This is a genomic window from Polyangium jinanense, from assembly GCF_028435365.1.
Genome location: NZ_JAGTJJ010000019.1, coordinates 95,645 through 114,653 on the forward strand (window position 1 = coordinate 95,645; position 19,009 = coordinate 114,653).

At 68.2% G+C, this 19,009-nt stretch carries 13 protein-coding genes and 1 tRNA gene; 1 reads left to right on the forward strand and 13 read right to left on the reverse strand.

The annotated features are described in order from the left end of the window. Positions 1-4 precede the first annotated feature (4 nt). The 11 genes from KEG57_RS27430 to KEG57_RS27480 all read right to left on the reverse strand — a co-directional run bounded on the left by KEG57_RS27430 (position 5) and on the right by KEG57_RS27480 (position 16,477). Positions 5-81, reverse strand: a tRNA-Pro gene (locus tag KEG57_RS27430). A 224-nt stretch (positions 82-305) separates the two neighbouring features. Continuing rightward, positions 306-2,684: a S9 family peptidase gene (locus KEG57_RS27435; protein ID WP_272458903.1), complete on the reverse strand. Its 2,379-nt coding sequence runs from the start codon at positions 2,682-2,684 to the stop codon at positions 306-308. 43 nt (positions 2,685-2,727) lie between these two features. After that, positions 2,728-4,080 carry a hemolysin family protein gene (locus tag KEG57_RS27440; RefSeq protein ID WP_272419123.1) on the reverse strand — a complete coding sequence of 451 codons (1,353 nt, stop codon included), beginning with the start codon at positions 4,078-4,080 and terminating at the stop codon, positions 2,728-2,730. A 71-nt stretch (positions 4,081-4,151) separates the two neighbouring features. Next, positions 4,152-5,513 carry a glutamate--cysteine ligase gene (locus tag KEG57_RS27445; RefSeq protein ID WP_272419122.1) on the reverse strand — a complete coding sequence of 454 codons (1,362 nt, stop codon included), beginning with the start codon at positions 5,511-5,513 and terminating at the stop codon, positions 4,152-4,154. Positions 5,514-5,562: 49 nt separating this feature from the next. Then, positions 5,563-6,507 carry a homocysteine S-methyltransferase family protein gene (locus KEG57_RS27450; RefSeq protein ID WP_272419120.1) on the reverse strand — a complete coding sequence of 315 codons (945 nt, stop codon included), beginning with the start codon at positions 6,505-6,507 and terminating at the stop codon, positions 5,563-5,565. 196 nt (positions 6,508-6,703) lie between these two features. Then, positions 6,704-9,508 (reverse strand): VWA domain-containing protein, encoded by a 2,805-nt coding sequence (locus tag KEG57_RS27455; protein WP_272419118.1) that lies wholly within the window; start codon positions 9,506-9,508, stop codon positions 6,704-6,706. After that, on the reverse strand, positions 9,505-11,400 hold the full coding sequence (locus KEG57_RS27460; RefSeq protein WP_272419117.1) for a vWA domain-containing protein: 1,896 nt from the start codon (positions 11,398-11,400) through the stop codon (positions 9,505-9,507). Before KEG57_RS27460 ends, KEG57_RS27455 begins: the two co-directional genes overlap by 4 nt. Positions 11,401-11,403: 3 nt before the next feature. Next, the gene (locus KEG57_RS27465; protein ID WP_272458904.1) at positions 11,404-12,351 is read right to left on the reverse strand and encodes a DUF58 domain-containing protein; all 948 of its coding nucleotides are present in this window, start codon (positions 12,349-12,351) and stop codon (positions 11,404-11,406) included. Positions 12,352-12,365: 14 nt separating this feature from the next. Continuing rightward, a complete protein-coding gene (locus tag KEG57_RS27470) occupies positions 12,366-13,367 on the reverse strand; it encodes an AAA family ATPase (protein WP_272419115.1) in 1,002 nt (333 codons plus the stop codon). 52 nt (positions 13,368-13,419) lie between these two features. After that, positions 13,420-15,417 carry a DUF8809 domain-containing protein gene (locus KEG57_RS27475; protein WP_272419113.1) on the reverse strand — a complete coding sequence of 666 codons (1,998 nt, stop codon included), beginning with the start codon at positions 15,415-15,417 and terminating at the stop codon, positions 13,420-13,422. 289 nt (positions 15,418-15,706) lie between these two features. After that, a complete protein-coding gene (locus tag KEG57_RS27480) occupies positions 15,707-16,477 on the reverse strand; it encodes a response regulator transcription factor (protein ID WP_272419112.1) in 771 nt (256 codons plus the stop codon). A 251-nt stretch (positions 16,478-16,728) separates the two neighbouring features. Here KEG57_RS27480 and KEG57_RS27485 point away from each other — a divergent pair, with 251 nt between their 5' ends. Then, positions 16,729-17,736, forward strand: coding sequence for an NAD-dependent epimerase/dehydratase family protein (locus KEG57_RS27485; protein ID WP_272419111.1), 1,008 nt, complete (start codon positions 16,729-16,731; stop codon positions 17,734-17,736). Here the strand turns inward: KEG57_RS27485 and KEG57_RS27490 are convergent. After that, a complete protein-coding gene (locus KEG57_RS27490; protein WP_272419108.1) occupies positions 17,733-18,341 on the reverse strand; it encodes a hypothetical protein in 609 nt (202 codons plus the stop codon). The genes KEG57_RS27485 and KEG57_RS27490 overlap by 4 nt on opposite strands. After that, positions 18,341-18,898, reverse strand: a complete 558-nt coding sequence (locus KEG57_RS27495) for a hypothetical protein (protein WP_272419106.1) — start codon at positions 18,896-18,898, stop codon at positions 18,341-18,343. Before KEG57_RS27495 ends, KEG57_RS27490 begins: the two co-directional genes overlap by 1 nt. Positions 18,899-19,009: the final 111 nt, after the last annotated feature.

Genomic DNA, 19,009 nt, shown 5'->3' on the forward strand with positions numbered 1-19,009 from the left:
AAACTGGTCGGGGAGGTGGGATTTGAACCCACGACAACGAGCACCCAAAGCTCGTGCACTACCGGACTGTGCGACTCCCCGGACGCCGCCCGCTGTCGGGCACCGCGCGGCGGCACTCTAGACGACGTCCGGGTCCAGAGCAAGGGCCTCGAAGGGGCTCGGCGGAGCTCGTCCGAGCCGAGTCCCCTCCCCTGCAGGACGCCTAGAACATCGATCGGTTTGACAACCGCTCGATGTTCTAGCCTTCTTTCGTCCCGAGGGGGACGCCTCGCGTCCCCCTCTCGTCCGGGCAAAGCCCGGCCGATTCACCCCCCGAGGCGAAAACCGCTTCGCGATCTCGCAGAGCGCCGAACTGTTCGGCGCTCTACCGCAGGTTCCACGAAGTATTCGATCGACCGCTGGGTCGCGTAGAGCTTCGCAGCCGGCGCCCGGTAGCCGTGGCGCTCGCCGGGGAACACGAGCAGGTCGAAGCGCTTGTTCGCCGCGACGAGCGCGTCGATGAGCTCCGCCGTGTTCTGGAAATGCACGTTCTCATCCATGAGCGCGTGCAGGAGGAAGAGCTTGCCGCGGAGGTTCCCCGCGAGCTTCGTCAGGTCCGCCGCCTCGTACGCCTTCGCGTCCGCCTTGGGGTCGCCGAGGTACCGCTCGGTGTATGCGCTGTCGTAGAGCCGGAAGTCCGTCACGAGCGAACCCGCGACGCCCACGTGGAACCGATCGGGCGCCTTGAGCAACGCGAGCGTCGCCATGTACCCGCCATAACTGTGGCCGATGATTCCGACGCGGCTCGCGTCGACGTACGGGTGCTTGGCGACGGCGTCGAGGCCGGCGATCTGGTCCTCGAGCTCGACGTGGCCCACGTTCTTGTAGAGCGGCGCCTCGAACGCCGGGCCGCGCCCCGCGGTGCCGCGGTTGTCGAGCTGGTAGACGACGAACCCGCGATCCGCGAGGTGCTGCCACAGGAGGTACGGCGACCACATGTTCAGCACCGTCTGCACACCCGGGCCGCCATACACCATGACGATGACCGGATACTTCTTCCCGGGCTCGATCACGCGCGGCGGAAGGAGCGTGCCATAAAGCTTCACGCCGCCGGGGGCGTCCACCGAGAAGATCTCGGGCGTACGCACGCCGAGCGAAGCGAAATCGGCATCCATCGGGAACGTGAGATCGCCGATCACGGCGCCCCCGAGCTCACGAATGACCACCTTCGGCGGCCGATCCTTCGCCGAATGGATGTCCATGACGATCTTCCCGTTCCGATCGACGCCCGCGAAATGCACGCCAGGCTCCTCGGTCCAGCGCTTCGTCTCTCTGCCGTCGAACTTCACCGAATAAAGGTTCCGATCGAGCGGCGCCTCTTTGCTGTCCGCGATGTAAAAGACGCGCCCGTTCGCCTCGTCGACGCGGCTGAGGAGATGCACGTCCCATTCGCCCGAGGTGAGCTGCTTGATCGGCGCGCCCGTGGCGGCGTCGCGGACTTCGAGGTGGGTGTGCCCGCCGATGTCGCGCGTCCAGAGGAACCGCTTGGAATCGTCGAGCGGCTTGAACGAGGCCGGATCGAGCCACGTGGCCGAGGTCTCGGCGAAGAGCTCCTTCGTCTCGCCGTTCTTCGCGTCCACACGCACGAGCGCGAGGCGCTTCTGGAGCCGGTCGAGCGTCTGCAAATAAAGCGCATTGCCGTCGGGCGCCCAGTGGAAGCGGACCATGTAGCGCTCGGCCTCGGCGGGCCATTTCAACCAGGTCGTCTTCTTCGTCTTGAGATCGACGATCCCCGCGCGGACCTTGGGGTTCTTGTCGCCCACGGCAGGATACTTCTGCATCATGAGGTCGGGCTTGTCGCCGCGATACCCGAGCACCGGATGCTCGGGGACCTCGCGCTCGTCGACCTCGAGATACGCAATCTTGTCGCAGCCCGGGGACCAGAAAAACCCGTGCGGCTCGTCGAACTCCTCCTGGCCGAGGAAATCACTCTGGCCGCGCGTCGTGCCAGCAGGTCCGCCCGTCGTGAGCCGCGTCTCCTTGCGCGTCGCGACGTCCACGACCCAGAGGTCATCCGACCGGACGAACGCGACACGCTCACCCGTGGCGCAGATCTGCGGGTCGAGCTCGGGCTCCTTCGTCTCCGTGAGCCGCGTGATCGTGCCCGCCCCTTGCCGCACGAAGACGTCCCCCGACGAAGGCACGATCATCACGGGCGCCTTCTCGGCCCACTGGTACGCGACGATGCCCATCGTCTTCTGCCGCTGGCGCTCGCGTCGGAGCTCCTCCTCGCGCGAGAGCGGCTTCGAGCTGCCCGGCAGATCCGAGGCGCGGAGCAACACCTTCGACGTGCGCGTCGAAAGGTCGAACCCGTAGAGCGACATCGTCATGTCGCCCGACTCGCTCGCGAGGTACGTGACGAGCTTGCCGTCGGGCGAAGGCTGGACCGCGCGCGGGATGTTCCACCCGGGCTCCGGCATCTTCACCAAACGCTCGTACGTGATGGCGCTCTTCTCGGGACCGAGGATCGCGCCGCGCGTCGGATCGGCTTCTTGCGCCGCCGCCTTGGGCGCGCCCTCCGCCGCGCGGTCCTTCGTCATCTCGTTCAAGAGCGGCCGCTTCGGCCACGGCTCGCCGGCCCCGCCACAACCGGAGAGCACCCCCGCGAGCACGAGCACGCCCGCCAAACCCTGTGCCTTGTGCATGCCCCCGGTTAGACCGAGACCGAGCGCGAGTCCACTCCGGCCATCAATCGGGTAACACGCCGCCGTCCGCCTCGGCCGCTGAAGGCGGCGGCGGCGGCACCGACTTGTCGGTCGTGACGATGCGGACGCGGCGCACGCGCCGGCCGACGACGTCCGTCACGACGAGCGTGTAGCCCTCGCACTCGACACGATCCCCAGGCTCGGCCGGATGTTCGAGACGCTCGAGGATGTAGCCGCCCACGGTCTCGACGGTCTTCGCCTCGGGCAGGAGGACGATGCCCGCGTCGCGCTCGAGGTCCGCGAGCAGGACGCGGCCGTCGACCTCCACGATGCCCGGACCACGGCGATGGATCGGCGGCACCTCCTCGTCGTTCTCGTCCCGGATCTCGCCGACGATCTCTTCGAGCACGTCCTCGATCGTGACGAGTCCGACGAACTCGCCGGTCGGGCTCGTCACGATCGCCACGGGGATCTGCTTGGCCTGCATCTCCAGGCGCAGGCGCTCGACGGAGGTGGTCTCGCGGGCGAAGATCGGCTTGCGGAGGAGCTCGGCGACACGCGCGGCCTTGCGGCGTCCCGAGAGGACGTCGAAGAGGTCGCGCAGGTGCAGGTACCCGAGCACGGTGTGGCCCTGGGCGTCGAGGACGGGATACCGCGAGTAGCCGGCCTCCGCGACGATCTTCACGGCCTCGTCGATGCTCATCGCGGCCCGCAGCGTCGCGGCCTCGCTGCGCAGCGACATGACGTGGCGCGCGGTGCGGCGGCGGAGATCGAAGATGCGCACGAGCATGCTGCGCAGCGCGGGATCAAGGCCGGCGGGGCTGCGCGTGAGGAGGATGCGGAGCTCCTCGGACGTGTGCGCAATCTCCTCCTCGTGCGCGGGCTGGAGGCCGAAGAGCCGGACGAAGCCGTTCGCCGCGGAGTTCAAGACCCAGATGATGGGCCACATCAGGACGAAGAAGACGTGGAGCGGCTGCGCGGCGAAGAGCGTGACCTTCTCGGTGCGCTGGATGGCGAGCGTCTTCGGCGCGAGCTCACCGATGATCGTGTGCAGCGACATGATCAGGGTGAAGGCGACGCCGAGGGCGATCGCGCGCGTGGCCTCGGGGCCGACGCCGAACCGGAGGAGCGCAGGCTCGAGGAGGTGCGCGACCGCAGGCTCGCCGATCCAGCCGAGGCCGAGGCTCGCGAGCGTGATGCCGAGCTGATTCGCCGAGAGGTAGGCGTCGAGGCGCTGCGACATCGTGAGCGCCCGTTTGGCCCGCGCATCACCGCTGCGCACGAGCTGTTCGAGCCGCGAGGGGCGCATCTTGACGATGGCGAACTCGGAGGCGACGAAGAACGCGTTCAGCAGGATGAGAAGCGCCGTCGCGAGCAGATAGAGAATCGTCGACATCGTCCGAACCCCGTCCCCCAGAAGCGAGAGAGCGCGCCGAACGAGGGCTCGTTCTCCCTGCGATGGCGGCTCTAGATGCGAGCCCGCACGAGGATCTCGCTACGGAGATCCGAGTCGGCGGAGAGCCCCTCGACGAGCGCGTCCGCGGGACACTGGCCCTTCTCGATGAGGCTGCCGAGGCGCGCGAGGTGCACGCGTTCGTCCTTGCCGTTGCGCATCCGAGCCCGCCGCGCGAGCCCGCCCTCGGCGATGACGAGCACGCGCTCCGCGAGCGCTGCGAGCTTCTCGCCGCGGAACGTCGCCCCGAGCCCCTTCTCGGCGAGCGCCGGACGGAGCGCTTCGAGCTCGGCATAGGTGAAACTCTCGGTGAGTGCCTCGGCTTCGTCGAGGGCGCGCTCGTCGTAGAGGATGCCCGTCCAAAGCGCAGGCAGCGCACACGTGAGCGCGGCCGACTGCGAGTCCGCGCCGCGGACCTCGATCGTGCGCTTGAGGCGCACCTCGGGGAAGAGCGTGTTCAGGTGCGTCTGCCAGTCCGTCGAGGTCGCGCGGTGGCCGCGGAAGCCGTGCTTCAAGAAGCTGCGGAAGGACTGCCCCGTGTTCTCGAGGACCGTGTCGCCGCGCTTGATGAGGAACATCGGCGCGTCGAGCGCCCACTCGACGTAGTCGACGAAGCGCTTGCCGCGCTCGAGCACGTTCTCGAGCAGCCCTTGCCGCGCGGGATCCACGCTGAGCCACGTGAGCGCGCGCCGGCTCTTGCCGCCCCAGAGTGCGCCCTCGACGAACGGGGAGTTCGCGAACATCGCCGTGGTGACGGGCGAGAGCCGGAGCGAGACGCGAAGCGCGCGCATCGCGCCCTCTTCGCTCGAGTAGTCGAAGTTCGCCTGCACCGTGGCCGTGCGGCGCATCATGTCGAGGCCGCCGGTGCCGCGTGTCGGCAGGTAGCGGCGCATGATGCCGTATCGAGACTTCGGCACCCACGGCAGCTCGTCCTGCCGCGCGAGCGGATGAAAGCCGACGCCGAGCCAGCTCAGGTTGAGCTCGCCCGAGATGTCGCGCAGCTCCGCGAGATGACCGCTCATCTCCAGGCAGATCTGGTGGACGTTGTCGAACGCGGCGCCGGAGAGCTCGAGCTGGCCGCCGGGCTCCAGGGTGACGGAGGCGCCCGCGCGTTCGAGGGCGATGATCGGGCCCGTGGGCGACTCGCGATCGATCTTCCAGCCATGGCGCTCGACGAGCGCTTCGAGCACCGTGAGGACGCTGCGCGGGCCCTCGTAAGGGAGGGGCGCCCCGGTCGTCGTGTCGACGCCGAATTTTTCGGCTTCCGCGCCGATACGGTAACGATCTCGCGGCTTCATCGCCGCGTGGAAGGGGATCAGGAGGTCATCGATGCCGCGGATGATCTCCGCCTGATTCGAAAGGCTCGCTTCGGCCATCGTTCGTGGTTCTCAAACTGTTCGGGGAGTTGGGGGGCGCAGATCAGGCCTAGACGGCCTGCGGCCACATCGGGGAGCGCTCCGAGCCGGATCCCTTCGGACCAAGCACACGCGCGAGGACAGCGACGTGTTTTGCCGTGGTCCCAGCACCACCGCCGACGAACCTCGCCCCTGCGTCCACCAGACGTTTGCACGCCGCGGCCCACGCATCCACCGATGTCGTGGTGTCAGGTACGCCATGTTGGCACTCGGGGCTCGCCGCGAGCAGAACCCCGACGCGAGGAGCCCCCGCGCGCGTCACGATCTCCAGCGCAGCCTTGGCCGCGCTCTCGCTCGGGACGTCGACGAGCACGGCATGCACGCCCGCCTCGACCGCAGCGCGTGTCCCCTCTTCCAGCGAGTCCCCATCGACGACACGCTCGCCGTCGGATGTTTCGAGCAGCGCCCACGTGGGGAGTTGCGTCGCGCACGCGCTCACGATGGCCGAGAGCCGCGCCATGCGCGCCAGCTGCGTGCCGTGCGGGAAAGCCTCCGGCGAGAAACCACGCGCGATGATGAGCTCGCAGCCCGACGTCGACAGGCGCGTCGCGTGCATCGCGTACTCTTCGGTGATCCGCTCGGGGAGCGCCGGAGCTATCCAGCGCGCGCCGAGCAGGCCCGCCACGACGACCGGACGATGCGCGGTGCCGACCGCTTCGATCGCGAGATCGACCGCGGCGCCCGTGAGCGCGGCGGAGCGGAACGCCATGCCGATCTGCGCGAGCGCCCGCGGCATCGTCTCGTCCGTGACCGCGACGATCACGTCCGATCCGGCCGCGATCTCCTGGCGGTAGTGCTCGGAAACAGCGCCGGGGTTCTCGCGCACGGCGCGACCGAGGGGCGCCGCGCCGGAGGTCTCCACGCCCCTCGCCACGAAGGACGAGACCGGATCGCCACCCAGGACGAGCGGGCGCCCCGCTTCGAGGCGGGTCAGGAGGGCATCGAGAGAGCTCACGTCATCACGCAGGGGTTCGAGGGCCGAGCCGGGAATCCAAGATCGGCCGAAGGCCGTCGACAACAGGACGAACCTTCGTCCCCTTCTACCACTTCACCTGGAAACACGGAACCCGAGACGCGGCTGCCACGTGCATTTCCCGTCCGGGTCGGCGAGCAAGCCTTCACGTGCTCGTCACAACGCTTCGCTCCACGCATCAAGCCCCTCGCGCAGAGGCCGCTTGCCCGGACGGGCGCGCCCCACGCTTCGGGAGGAACTTCCGATCGAACAAGCGGACGCGACGGACGAAGAGGTCGAGGAGGAAGACCACGATGGCCGCATACACGAAGCGCGTCCAAAGCTCCTCGTGGTACGTCACCTTCTCCCCGCCGGGGTCGAAGATCGCCTGCACGGACGCGGGATCGACGGCCGCACCCGTGGCGAGGGCCGCCTTCTCGAGCGTCGGGAGATCGGCTTCGAAGCTTGCGTACTCCTTCGGATACGGGTTCGACACGTGGCCGAAGCTCACGGCGACCTGCTTCATCGCGCCGCCCTCGGCCTCGCGCATGTGCTCGGCCCTGAGCAGGAACGAGCCGTACTTGTCGAGCGGCTCGTCGACCTCGTAACGACCGGGCGCCGTCTGCCGGAAGTCGACGACCTTCGTCTCGCCGCCCGGCACGATGATCGAGAGCTTCGAGGTCAGGTTGTTCTCGAAGCGCTCGTCGGCCCCGAAGGCATCGACCGACGCGCGCAACCGCCCGCCCACGACGTCGGCCTTCATGTCGAGCTCGCGCCGGTGCTTCTGCCGCATGTGCTCGTGCACGAGCTGGCCCCAGAAGCGCTCGAAGCCCGGCCACCGGAGCCACTCGACGGCCCAGCGCGACTTCACGTCGCTCGTCCACGCGAGTGTCCAGCCAAGGCCCACGCGCCAGCGCGCGAGGATGGGCTCCTGCGTGTCGCTCTGGAGCAGCTCCACCGCAGGCGGCGGCTTCATCTTCGTCGAGACGTAGCCGTGCAGGTTCGGCGCGGTGCGCACGTCGACGCCGCGCAGGAAGGCCGCGTCGCCGACCTGCGTGACGGGGAACCACTCCTCGACCGCGGCCGCGCGCGCGATCATCTCCGTCTCTTTCGTGAAGATGCGCGGCAGGTTGTTCGCGTCCGCGACGGCGTGATAACGGCCGCCGCCGACGTCCGCGATCATCTTGAGGAGCTGCTCGTCCACGTCGCCGCCGAGGCCGACGGTCGTCACCGTGATCGACTCGGCGATCATGGCCGAGACGAGATCACGAATGCCCGAGCTCGACGCCTTGCCGTCCGTCAGCAGCACGACGTGCTTCTTGCGAGCCTGCGTGACCGTGAGGTCCTGGTAGGCCGCGTCGAGCGCCGGGAAGATCTCGGTGCCGCCGCCCGGCTGGATGCGCGCGATGTCGCCCGTGATGCGCGAGCGGTTTCGCGCCGGCTGGAACTTCACGTAACGCGTCGGCGCCGAGTCGAAGGCGATCACCTCGATCAGATCATCCGACGAGAGCACGCCGGCCGTCGCCTTCGCCGCGGCCTTCGCCATCTCCAGCGGCAGGCCGGTCATCGAGCCCGAGCGATCGATGACGAGCGCCAGCGCGACGCTCGGCATCTCCTTCTTGCGCTCGTTGTCCATGCGGACCGGCAAGATCCGCTCGATCGTCGAGTGATACCAGCCGCCGAGCCCATAGCCCGCCTCGCCGCCTGCGAAGAGGAAGCCGCCGCCGAGATCACGGACGTACGTCTCGATGAGCTCCTGCGCCTGCAGCGACACGGCGTCCTTCGGCGTGTCGCTCAGGATCACGAAGTCGAAGCGCTCGATCTCCTTGACCGAGGCCGGAAAGCCCGCGGGCGGACGCACGTCGACGTCGAGCTGCTGTGCCGTGAGCGCGCTCGAAAGCGGCCCCGCGTGCTGCGGCGTGCCCTCGATGTAGAGCACTGCAGGACGTCCGGGGACGTCGATCGTCGTCGCGTACTTGTTGTTCTCCTTGAACTTGTCGGCCGGGATCTCGTCGACCTCGAACGCGTACGTCACCTGGCCCGGCAAGCGCACGACGCTCTTGAAGATGACGTCGTTCGGGCCGGCCTTGAGATCGAGCTCCTTGATGCCTTCGAGCCCGTTCAGCGCCTCGCCCTGGTAGAGCCGCGCGCGCGCCTTCGTCGCCCGCGTCGCGTAGATGTCGGCGTGGATCGCAAACGTCTCGCCGACCTTCACGCGCTCCGGCATCTTGAGCTCGCGCACGGCGACCTCGGGCGGCGCGGGCCTGCGATACGGGATCGTGAAGAGCTTGATCCCGAGCTCCTTGGCGCGGTTCGACTCGGCGAGGATGTCGCCTTCGGTCTGCACGCCGTCCGTGAGGAGCACGGCGCGCTTGAGGTAGCCCTGCGGATAGAGGCCGTACGCGAGCTGGAGCGCCGCCTGCAGGTTCGAGCCCGCGCCGAGCGACTCCGACTGCGCCTTGTCGGCGCTCTCGTGCCGCGTGATCGGCGGTGGTTTTGCGTTTTCCTCGCCCTCGACCTCGGGCACCTCCACGACGCGTGGCCGCTTCGCGAACGTGACGAGCTTGACGACCGCGTCCTTCGGCTTCTCGGCCCAGGCCCGTTGCACGGCCGCGCGCGCGTCGTCGAGCGCCTCGTCCGTGACGGAGTCCGAGACGTCGACGAGGTAGACCGTGCACACCTTCTCGGTCGTGGCCGTGCGCGCGAGGCGCGAGAGGCCGAGCGCGAGGAGCGCGACGAACGAGATGCGGAGCAGCACCGAGAGCACGCGCTGCGGCCACGGCAGATCGGCGAGCGACTGCGAGAGGACGCCGACGAACCACGGCGCGAGCAGGATCGCCCCGAGCATCTTCGGGTTGAGCAGCTCGTAGGTGATCCCGCCGCGAACCCACGTCAGCGTGGGATCGGGGTGCAGGAGGACGAAGCGCCGATAGGCCCAGAAGAGGAGCCCTGCGAGCGCGACGCAGGTCGAGACCCAAGCGATGACCCGGAGGCGCTTGTTCACACCGTCACCCTCCGATGGTACGTGAGCCACTCGATCGCGGTGACGAGGAGCACCGCGGCGAGCAAGTAGATCCAGATCTCGCGCCGCACGCCGACCTTGAACTCCCCAACGGGGCCCGCGGCGCGCCCGCCGACGACGAGCTCAGTTGCCGGTTTGATCACGCTCTCGGCCGGATCGACGAGGTTTGCCGCGAAGGTCGTGGTCTCGTCCGGGCCCGTGGACAGCTTGTAGAAACCCGCTTGCTGGCCGAGGAAGACCGCGCGGCCGTCCTTCACGGGCACCTCGCGCTTCGTTCCATCGGGCAATTCGAGCGTCGCTGTCGCCGCCGCGGACGAGGCCGGGATCTGCCAGACCGTGCCCGTGCGGAACGAGGAGATGTACTGCACGTCCTCCTCGACGAACTCGTTGATCGTGTTGAGCAAAAAGAGCGGCCAGGAGATCCGGAGCGGGAAATCGCTCTCGCGGACGTCGAAGCCGAGCGCGACGAACTTCACCCCCGCGCGGCTGCCGGCGATGAGGATCGGCCCCTTGTAGCTCTTGCCGATCACCTTGTCCTCCTTCTCGCCCTTCAGCGGACGCGCGCGCCCAATGTTGACGTCCGAGAGGACCGTGTAGCGGAGGATCGGGTGCTTCTCGTCGAGCTCGTCGAAGCCGAGCCGATAGTTCGGATCCGTATCTTCGACGGGCTTGCCCACCTCGAACGGCACGTTCTCGCCCGAGGGGTTCAGGTAGAGCAGGCTGCCGCTACCCGGCGCGACGTTCGGCGTCACGCCGTCGAAGATGGTCACGTCGAAGTTGCCCTTGGCCGGGTAACGCGACGGATCGATCGACGTGACCTCGAGATACTCGTCGAGCAGGAGCGCGGCTTCGAGGAACATGTTGCCCGTCGTGACGACCTGCACGCGGGCCCGCCTGCGCTCGGGCAAGAGCGCGAAGGCGTGATCGTCGGCGGGCAGATCGTCGCGGCTGCCGTTCGCGTAGGCGATCTTCGCTTCGAGCGTCTTCGATGCGCCCGAGAGATTCGGATAGAAGCGTGGCAGCCGCTCCTTCGGCCCGAGCCGGATCTGCGAGAGGTCCGTGAGCTGCCCGTCGCCGAAGAGCGAGAGCTCGACGTCGACCGGCTCTTCGTTCGTGTTCGTGACCTCGAGCATCACCTCGTAGCGGCTCTTGTCGAGCGGGTAACGCCGCACCGAGAAGCCCGTGATCGCGACGTTCGTCGCGCGTGATCCGATGGGCAGGTACGAGATCCGCACGTCGCCGAGCTCCACGGGCCCGGCCCCGTCGACCGCGGGGCCGAGCGCGCCGTCGGACACGACGATGATCTCCGGCGAGGAGAGGCCACGCAGCGTGTCGGCCCCGAAGCGCAAAGCCCGCGCGAAGTCGGCGCTCGCGTCCGTGGCCTTGATCGACGCGACGGCCGCTTCGAGATCGGGGATCTCGCTCGTCATCGTGGAGAGCGGCGTCACGGCCGCATCCATCTGCGCGATGAGCATGCGATCGCTGCCCGAGAGGCCGCGGACCATGCGCTTGACCTCGTCCTTCGCGGCATCGATGCGCGACGGTGCGGCGTCCGTGGCCTTCATGCTCGCGCTCGCGTCGACGAGCACGATGATATTCCGGCCTTCGAGGATGTTCGCCGCAGGGCGCGGATCGCCAAGCGCGAGGAGGAGGAGCGCGAGGAGCGCGAGCTGCAGGAGGAGCGAGAGGAAGCGCTTCAACTGCGAGAAGAGGCTCGTCGCCTCCTTGTCGCGCAGGATGCGCTCCCAGAGCTTCTCGAAGGGCACGGCGACGGGACGCCGGCGCAGCTTCAGGATGTAGAAGACGACGACCACGCTGCCGGCGAGGGCGCCGATCTGGAGCAGGGTCGCGAGCGGGACGCCGACGAAATGCATGGCCTACCGGAGGAAGCCGCCGCGGCGGAAGACGCGGAGGATGAGCTCGTCGAAGGACACGTCGACGTCGGCGCGGAAGTAACTCACCTGGCGCGTCGTGCAGAACCGCTGCACCTCGTCCAGGTACCCGTCGTACGCCTGCTGGTATTTTTCGAGCACCTTGGCCGTGACCGTGACCTCGCGCTCCGTGCCCGTCTCGCAGTCGTACACGCGCACGTCGCCCTTGATGTCGGGCCGCGCGTCGTGCGGATCGACGAGATGGATCACGTACGGCTCGAAGCGGTTGAAACGCAGCACGTTGATGCCGCGCTCGAAGCCCTCCGGATCGTAGAGATCGGTGAGCAGCACGGCGAGTCCGCGCCGTTTGTGCTGCGCGACGAACGTCTTCATCGCCGTGCCGAGGTCCGTCGGGCCCTCGGCCTTCACGCCGTTGAGGAAGCGGAAGATGCGGAAGATGCGCGCCTTGCCGCGCGTCGTCGGCATCCGCCCGCTGATCTCGTCCGTGGCCGCGACGATCGCGATCCGATCGAGGTTCGCGAGGCCGACGTACGCGAGCGCCGCACAAAGCCGCTTCGCCTGCCGGAGCTTCTCGCCTTCGCCGAAGCCCATCGACGAGGACGTATCGAGGATGAAGTAGATCGCGAGATCCTCTTCCTCCTCGTAGAGCCGGATCAGCAGCCGATCGAACTTCTGGTAGGCGTTCCAGTCGAGGTAGCGGATGTCGTCGCCGGGCGCGTAGTCGCGGTGATCGGCGAACTCGATGCCCGAGCCCGTCTTCTTCGTCCGCCGCTCGGCGCGCATCGCGCCCGAGAAGACGCGGCGGCTCACCATCGCGAGGAACTCGAGCTTGCGCTGGAACTCGTCGTCGAAGAGGTCGTCTTCGCCGGCCGCGCCGCCGCGGCGCAAGGACGGCTTGTCGGGCCGGAGCCCCAGGAACTCGAGCACACCCATGGCGAGGACGATCCCTACTCGGTATCGGGGAGCTGCTTCATGATCGCGAGGAGGACGTCGTCGGTCTTCACGCCCTCGGCCTCGCCCTCGAAGTTGAGGAGCACGCGGTGCCGGAGCGCCGGCAAGCACACGGCCTTCACGTCATCGACCGACGCCGCGAACCGCCCCTCGAAGAGCGCGCGGATCTTCGCCGCGAGCAGGAGCGCCTGCGCGCCGCGCGGCGACGAGCCGAACTTGACGAAACGCTTCACGAGATCGAGCGACTTGCCCTCCGGATGCGTCGACTGGAGCAGCCGCACCGCGTAGTCCTGGACGTGCCGCGCGACCGGCACCTCGCGCACGAGCTTCTGCATCGCGAGCAGCCGCTTCTTGTCGACCACCGGCTTCGCCTCGGGCGCGTCCATGCCCGTCGTGCGATCGAGGATCGCGTGCAGCTCCTCGCGGCCGGGGAACGGCACGTGGAGCTTGAAGAAGAAGCGATCGAGCTGCGCCTCGGGGAGCGGATACGTGCCCTCGCTCTCCAACGGGTTCTGCGTGGCGAGGACGAAGAACGGCTCTTCGAGCGTGTAGCTCGTCTTTGAAACCGTGACGCGATGCTCCTGCATCGCTTCGAGCAACGCGCTCTGCGTCTTCGGCGTGGCGCGGTTGATCTCGTCGGCGAGCACGATGTTCGCGAAGATCGGGCCCTTGCGGAACGAGAGCGAGCGCTGCCCGCCCGCGCCCTCGTCGATCATCGTCGTGCCGAGGATGTCGGCCGGCATCATGTCGGGCGTGAACTGGATGCGCGAGAACTGGAGCTCCAGCGCCTGCGCCATCGTCCGGACGAGCATCGTCTTGCCGAGGCCCGGCACGCCTTCGAGCAGCGCGTGGGAACCGGCCAGCATGCACGTGAGCACGCCGTCGACGACCTCGCGGTTGCCGACGATGACCTTCCCCACCTCCTCACGCAGCCCGCCGATGCTCTTCTGAAAATCGGCGACCTCGGCGCGCGCGAGATCCTTGTTTTTCTCGGCCATCTCTTCCCCTATCGTTCTACTTGGAAAAACCAATCGTGCCCGCGCGCGCCGCTCACTCCCTGGGTCGAATGAGCTGGAAATAGCGGTGCACGTAGAATCGGTACCCGTCGGGCACCTTTTCTTTGTTGATTTGCTCCTCGGCGACGGTCCTGTACTGCGTGAAGACCTTCTTGTAGCCGCCGCCCCGGAAGCCCTTCTCGGCCGCCGCGAGGATCACCTCGCTGTTCGAAGGACCGCCGCCGGAATCGAGCCCCTGGGCCTGCACGTCCTGCGTCCCCATCTTGGGATCGGTGCGCTTGCCGGCGATGTCGCCGTCGTGCCCCGAGCCGACGCCCTTACCGCCCGGCTCCGTGCCCTGACCGCCCTGCCCCTGGCCCTCGCCCTGGCCTTGCCCCTGGCCCTCGCCCTGGCCTTGCCCCTGCCCCTGCCCACTGCCTTGCGAGAGCACGAGCATCTTCTTGCCGCCGGGGCCGATCACCCACTGTTTGCCCTGACCACCGCTCTGCTGGCCGCCGTTCTGGCCGTTCTGACCATCCTGGCCCTCGCCATCCTGGCCCTCTTGACCGTCCTGACCCTCTTGGCCTTGGCCTTCCTGACCCTGGCCTTGTTGCGGCTGACCTTGCCCCTGCCCGCCCCGCGCGCGTTTGCCGAAGCGAAGCATGCGGGCCATGCGCTGCTTGCCCGATTGCCCCTGCTGCCGGAGCATCTCGCGCAGCTCTTCGAGCCGCTGCCTTAGCTCTTCCTTCTCCTTCTCGGACATCTCCTCCTGCTGCATGCGGTTGATGTCCTCGGCAGCCTGTTCGAGATCCTCGGCGGACGCGCCGAGCTCGCGCATCAGATCCTCGGCCGCCTTCGCGAGCGCGCGATCGAGTTTGTCGAGCTGCCGCCCGAGGCGTTCCTGCTTCTCCGCCTCGCGATCGAGCCGCTCGAGCTCGCGCTCCTTCTTCTTGAGCAGGCGCTCCTCTTGCTCGTCCTGCGGGCCGCCGTCCTGCTCGTTCTTCTTTTGCTTCTTCTTGAGCAGCTCCTCGCGGGCCTCGGCGCGCTTCTCGTTGATCGCGGCGAGCGCCTCCTTCTGCCGATCGGAGGCCTTCTTCAGCGCGTCCTTGAGCCGCTCGAGCGAGGCCTTGTCGGGCTTCTTCTTCCCGTCGCGCAGCCGCTCGGCGAGCTCCTTCAGGTCCTTCTTCGCCTTCTCGAGGTCCTTCTTCTTCAGCGACTCGCCGACGGGCTTCGAGAGCTCGCTCGATTCGAGGTCCTTGCCCATCTGCTCGAGCGCCTCTTCGAGCGCCTTCCGATCGGCCTCGGCGCCCTTCAGAAGGTCACGCTCGATGGCCTCCATCTTGCGGAAGGCCTCGGTGCGATCGAGCCGCTTGTTCGCGATGTCCTCGACGAGCTGGTTGAACCTCTCGATCGCGGCCTGCACCTCGGGCGTCTGATCCTTCTTCGCGAGCTCCTTCGCGGCCTCGCGGAAGAGCTCCAGATCGTCGTCCGAGAGCGCGACCGCGTCGATCGTGCGGAGCTGCGGCGGCGCCTCCTTGATCGGCGTGCGGATCTCGAAGAGCGCGAGCGCGACGGCGCCGATGCCCACGAAAAGCGCCGCGAGATAGTCCGAGGGCAAACGGATCGGCGCGGCCTTGCTAGGCTTCAGATCCCGCGCGTTCTCGACCGCGTCATCGATGGCGACCTCCATCAGCGGCGTGCGCTCGGAGGTCTTGATCGCGTCGAACGCGAGCGCGTTCGTGAGCCGGTCGTGGAGTTTGTGATGGCGATCGAGCGCGATCGTCCCGGCCCGCGGCGGGAGCTTTCGGAGGAGCCCCACGAGCGCCACGGCGACGACGGCCGCGGCGGCGCCGATCAGGATGTGGCGCGCGCGCTGCTCGGAGAGGTGGTCGGGGAACAACTTGCGGCACGCGAGGGTGCCTGCGACGACGGCAAACGCCAGCGTGAGCGCGTTCGGCACGTAACGTACGGCCCGCGCGATGCGCAGCCGGAGCGAGACGATCGCTGCGGCGCGGCGGATGCGAGAGAGCCCTTGGGTACGGTGATCGCTCACGGTAGAAGTCGCTCCGATCGCCCCGGGAGGACCGATCGCCGGGTGGTGAGGGGCGTCATTGTAGCTGTTGACGTTTCGAGCGCTCGTAAGTTCCTAACCTTGGGAACGCGCCGCGCATCGCGATCTTACGCGCCATGTGCCTGGATGATTCCCCCACGGCGCAAGCACGTTCGGGGCTGCCCCCTACCCGCCTCCAGGAACCTCGCAGCTCGCAAGCAGCCACAAACGACGAAGGGCGCTTCGGACGAAGACCGTCCGCCGCGCCCTCCTCGTGCCGGCCCTCGTGTCGTCAGCTCGATCGACGCGCGGCCGCGCGGGGCTTCTTCGCCGTCGACTTCCGCCCCGCCGTCGACTTCGCCTTCGTGGGCGCCGCCTTCTTCGTCGCAGCCGCCTTGCCGCCCGAAGCCTTCTTCGTGGCCTTCTTCGCGGCTGCCTTCTTCGCCGGCGCCGCGGCCTTCGCGGCCGGCTTCTTCGTGGTCTTTGCGGCCTTCGCCGTGGCCTTTCCGGCCTTCTTCGCGGCGGCCTTCTTCACCGGCTTCTTCGCGGCCTTCTTCGCGACGCGCGCGGGCTTCGGCGCGGGCGCGGGCGCGGCTTCCTCGGCCGGCTCCTCGTCGAGGTCGGCGTCGTCGAGCGCGCGGCGCGCCGGCATCTCCTTGCCGTACTTCGCGAGCAGCTCGCCGATCTTCTCGTCGAGCTTGGCGAACTCGAACGGCTTGTCGAGCCACCCGTCGGCGAAGAGCGGCGAGGTCATCGCGTTCATGCTCTCGCCGATCCCCGTGAGCATGAGGACGGGCGTGTTCGCGAGCGTTCCGCCCGCGGCGCCCGGTGCCTTGACGAGCTTCGCGACTTCCCAGCCGCTCATCTGCGGCATCATCACGTCGAGCATCACCAGATCCGGGTGATGCTGCTGCGTCAGGCGCCAGGCGGTCTCGCCGTCGGCGGCATCGTGAACCTGGAAGCCGAGGGTCTTCAAATGCCGCGCCACCAGGCTCAGCATGGCGGGCTCGTCCTCGGCGACGACGACGGTGAGAGGCTTCGTGCTGGTGCTGGCGGACGACATCGTTTCGGGATGAGAGTACGCCGAAGGGGAGAAGGTCAAGGCCTACATGCGCCGGGCACTTTCACCGCAGCGCTTCGGAGCCCCGGCGCAGGCGCCCCGGCCCGGAAGCAACGAGGACGCCTGGACATTCCCGATGCCGTCGTAGAGTCCTGCACCTACACGCGGACGCGCATCGGGGAGCGCCGGACGAACTTCGCCGCGACGTACCTCGTTCCCTCGGACGCAAACTCGGGCGAGCATGGAGGCGCACCATGACCACCCAGGACCTCGCCGCCGTGAGCGGCGCCACGGGATTCATCGGCTCGGCCGTCGTTCGCAAATTGCTCGACGCGGGGCGCAAGGTACGCGCGCTCGTCGAGCCCGGCGCCAATCCGAAAAACCTCGCGGGTTTGCCCGCGGATCGTGTCGAGCAGGTCGAGGTCGACGTCTGCGATGCGAAAGGCATGCGCAAGGCACTCGAAGGCGCGAGCGCGTTTTACCACCTCGCGGCGATCTACAAGGTGTGGATGCCCGATCCGACGCCGATCCACCGCGTCAACATCGAGGGCACGTTGACCTCGCTCCTCGCGGCCCGCGATGTCGGCGTGCGCCGCGTGATCTACACGTCCTCGATCGCGGCCGTCGGCTTGAAGGAGGACGGGACGCCCGCGGACGAGTCGACGCCGTGGAACCTCTGGAACATCGCGAACGACTACATCTCCTCGAAGTACCACGCCGAACGGGTCGTCACGCGCCTCGCCGAGGCGGGTTTTCCCGTGGTGATCGTGAACCCCGCGTTCCCCTTCGGCCCGCGCGACATCGGGCCCACGCCGACGGGCGGGATCATCCTCTCGTTCCTCCAGGGAAAGATGCCCGGCGTGGGGAAAGGCGGGTTCTGCGCGGTGGACGTGGACGACGTCGCGACGGCGCACGTCGCGGCCGAGACGCGCGGGCGGTTCGGCGAGCGGTACATCCTGGGAAACCACAACGTCACGTTCCGCGCGTTCCTCGAGCTCGTGGCCGAGGTCTCGGGGAGGAAGCCGCCGCGGCTACCGATCCCCTCGGGCCTCGCGCGGACCATGGCCGCAGGCCTCGAATTCTGGTCCGATCACGTGAGCCACGCGCCGCCGATCGCCACGTACAAGAGCGTCCGCTACATGCAGGAGTACGCGTACTTCAGCGGCGAGAAGGCGCGGCGCGAGCTCGGCATGCCGTGTACGCCGCTCCGGACCTCGGTGGAGCGCGCGGTCGAGTATTTCCGGACGAACGGGATGGTCTAGGCGGCGCGCGCGAGGGTGATCTTGTCGGATTGTCCGGCCGCGTAGAAAGAGCGAAGCGCGCGGCGCATGCGATCGAAGTGGCCACGCCGCGCGAAGGTCTCTTCGAGCCTGCCGGCGAAGCGGGCGGCGAGATCGTTCGCGAGGCGGTAGCGATCGCCGCGTTCGGTGCCCGGCGGATGGAGATACTCGACGGCTTCGAAGAGCCGCGCGCGGATGCGGGCCGCGCGGTCCGGATCGAAGCGGCGCGCGGCGAGCGGGCCGTGCACGAAGAGCACGTACTTGTCGACCTCGGCCTGGAGCTCGAGCTCGAGCTGCGTGACCGGCAGCTCACGTCGCGCACGCTCGGCCAGGCAGAGGAAATGGCTCACTCCCTCCACCACCTGGCAGAGCAGATCGAACGGGAGGTTCTTCGATTCGAGCGCCGCGCGCGGCAGGTGGAGCAAGAGCGAGACGCCATCCTCGTCCTCGCGCACGAAAAGCACCTCGCGCCCTTCGTCTTCCGACGCGTCGATCGGCCGGATGAAGTCCTCCACCGAGGGCGCCTCCGGGATGCCGTACGTGCCTTCGAGCGCTGCCTGAATGCGCGCGGGCAGCGAGGGCGCCATCAGTGGACGCCCTCCTTTCCACGCACGGGCACGAGCCCACGCGCGCCGAGCTCTTCCGCGAGGCGTGACGATCCCGTGCGCAGCCAGCGCTCGTAGAGCTTGAGCAGCCCGCGCTGGCCTTGCGCGCCCTTTGCGATGGCGCCGTCGGCGACCTCGTTCAGGACCTCCACGAATTGCTCGAATCGGTCGGCGAGCTCCGACAGGACGTCGTGGGTCGCGCGCTGGCCCGGCGTGCGCAGCATGGCCGAGGCGTTGTCGTACGCGGTCGCGCCGACGCGGATCACGTAGCCGCGATCGATGCCGCGCAGCTCGACATGGCTGCCGAAGAAGCCGACCCCGTAGAGCACGCCGTCGCCGAGCGCGCGCAGGCGCCGGAAACGCGTGGCCCCCGAGGCCTTGAGCGCGTCGTGGAGCTGGAAGGCGAGGGGTCGGGAAAAAGCCGACTCGTTTTCCTCGCTAGGGTGGGCATAGTCACAGAGAACACCGACGAGGTAATGAGACGCCGCCGCGGAGGCCTCCATCTTCCGCGAGCGCAGCGCATCGCCAACGGCGCTCATGAAGTAGTCAGAGATACTGGGAGAGATCGCAATGCTGGTTGTACGGCTCACGGGGCACCTCGTCCTGGACGGGGCGCCTCGGGACCGGGATCCAGCAGGCGCCACGCGCCC

What these genes read in the sequence shown, in the direction of transcription:
- KEG57_RS27435 (WP_272458903.1), bottom strand. Translation starts at nt 2,684, where the DNA reads ATGCACAAGGCACAGGGTTTGGCGGGCGTGCTCGTGCTCGCGGGGGTG.
- KEG57_RS27440 (WP_272419123.1), bottom strand. Translation starts at nt 4,080, where the DNA reads ATGTCGACGATTCTCTATCTGCTCGCGACGGCGCTTCTCATCCTGCTG.
- KEG57_RS27445 (WP_272419122.1), bottom strand. Translation starts at nt 5,513, where the DNA reads ATGGCCGAAGCGAGCCTTTCGAATCAGGCGGAGATCATCCGCGGCATC.
- KEG57_RS27460 (WP_272419117.1), bottom strand. Translation starts at nt 11,400, where the DNA reads ATGCATTTCGTCGGCGTCCCGCTCGCGACCCTGCTCCAGATCGGCGCC.
- KEG57_RS27465 (WP_272458904.1), bottom strand. Translation starts at nt 12,351, where the DNA reads ATGGGTGTGCTCGAGTTCCTGGGGCTCCGGCCCGACAAGCCGTCCTTG.
- KEG57_RS27470 (WP_272419115.1), bottom strand. Translation starts at nt 13,367, where the DNA reads ATGGCCGAGAAAAACAAGGATCTCGCGCGCGCCGAGGTCGCCGATTTT.
- KEG57_RS27480 (WP_272419112.1), bottom strand. Translation starts at nt 16,477, where the DNA reads ATGTCGTCCGCCAGCACCAGCACGAAGCCTCTCACCGTCGTCGTCGCC.
- KEG57_RS27485 (WP_272419111.1), top strand. Translation starts at nt 16,729, where the DNA reads ATGACCACCCAGGACCTCGCCGCCGTGAGCGGCGCCACGGGATTCATC.
- KEG57_RS27490 (WP_272419108.1), bottom strand. Translation starts at nt 18,341, where the DNA reads ATGGCGCCCTCGCTGCCCGCGCGCATTCAGGCAGCGCTCGAAGGCACG.
- KEG57_RS27495 (WP_272419106.1), bottom strand. Translation starts at nt 18,898, where the DNA reads ATGAGCGCCGTTGGCGATGCGCTGCGCTCGCGGAAGATGGAGGCCTCC.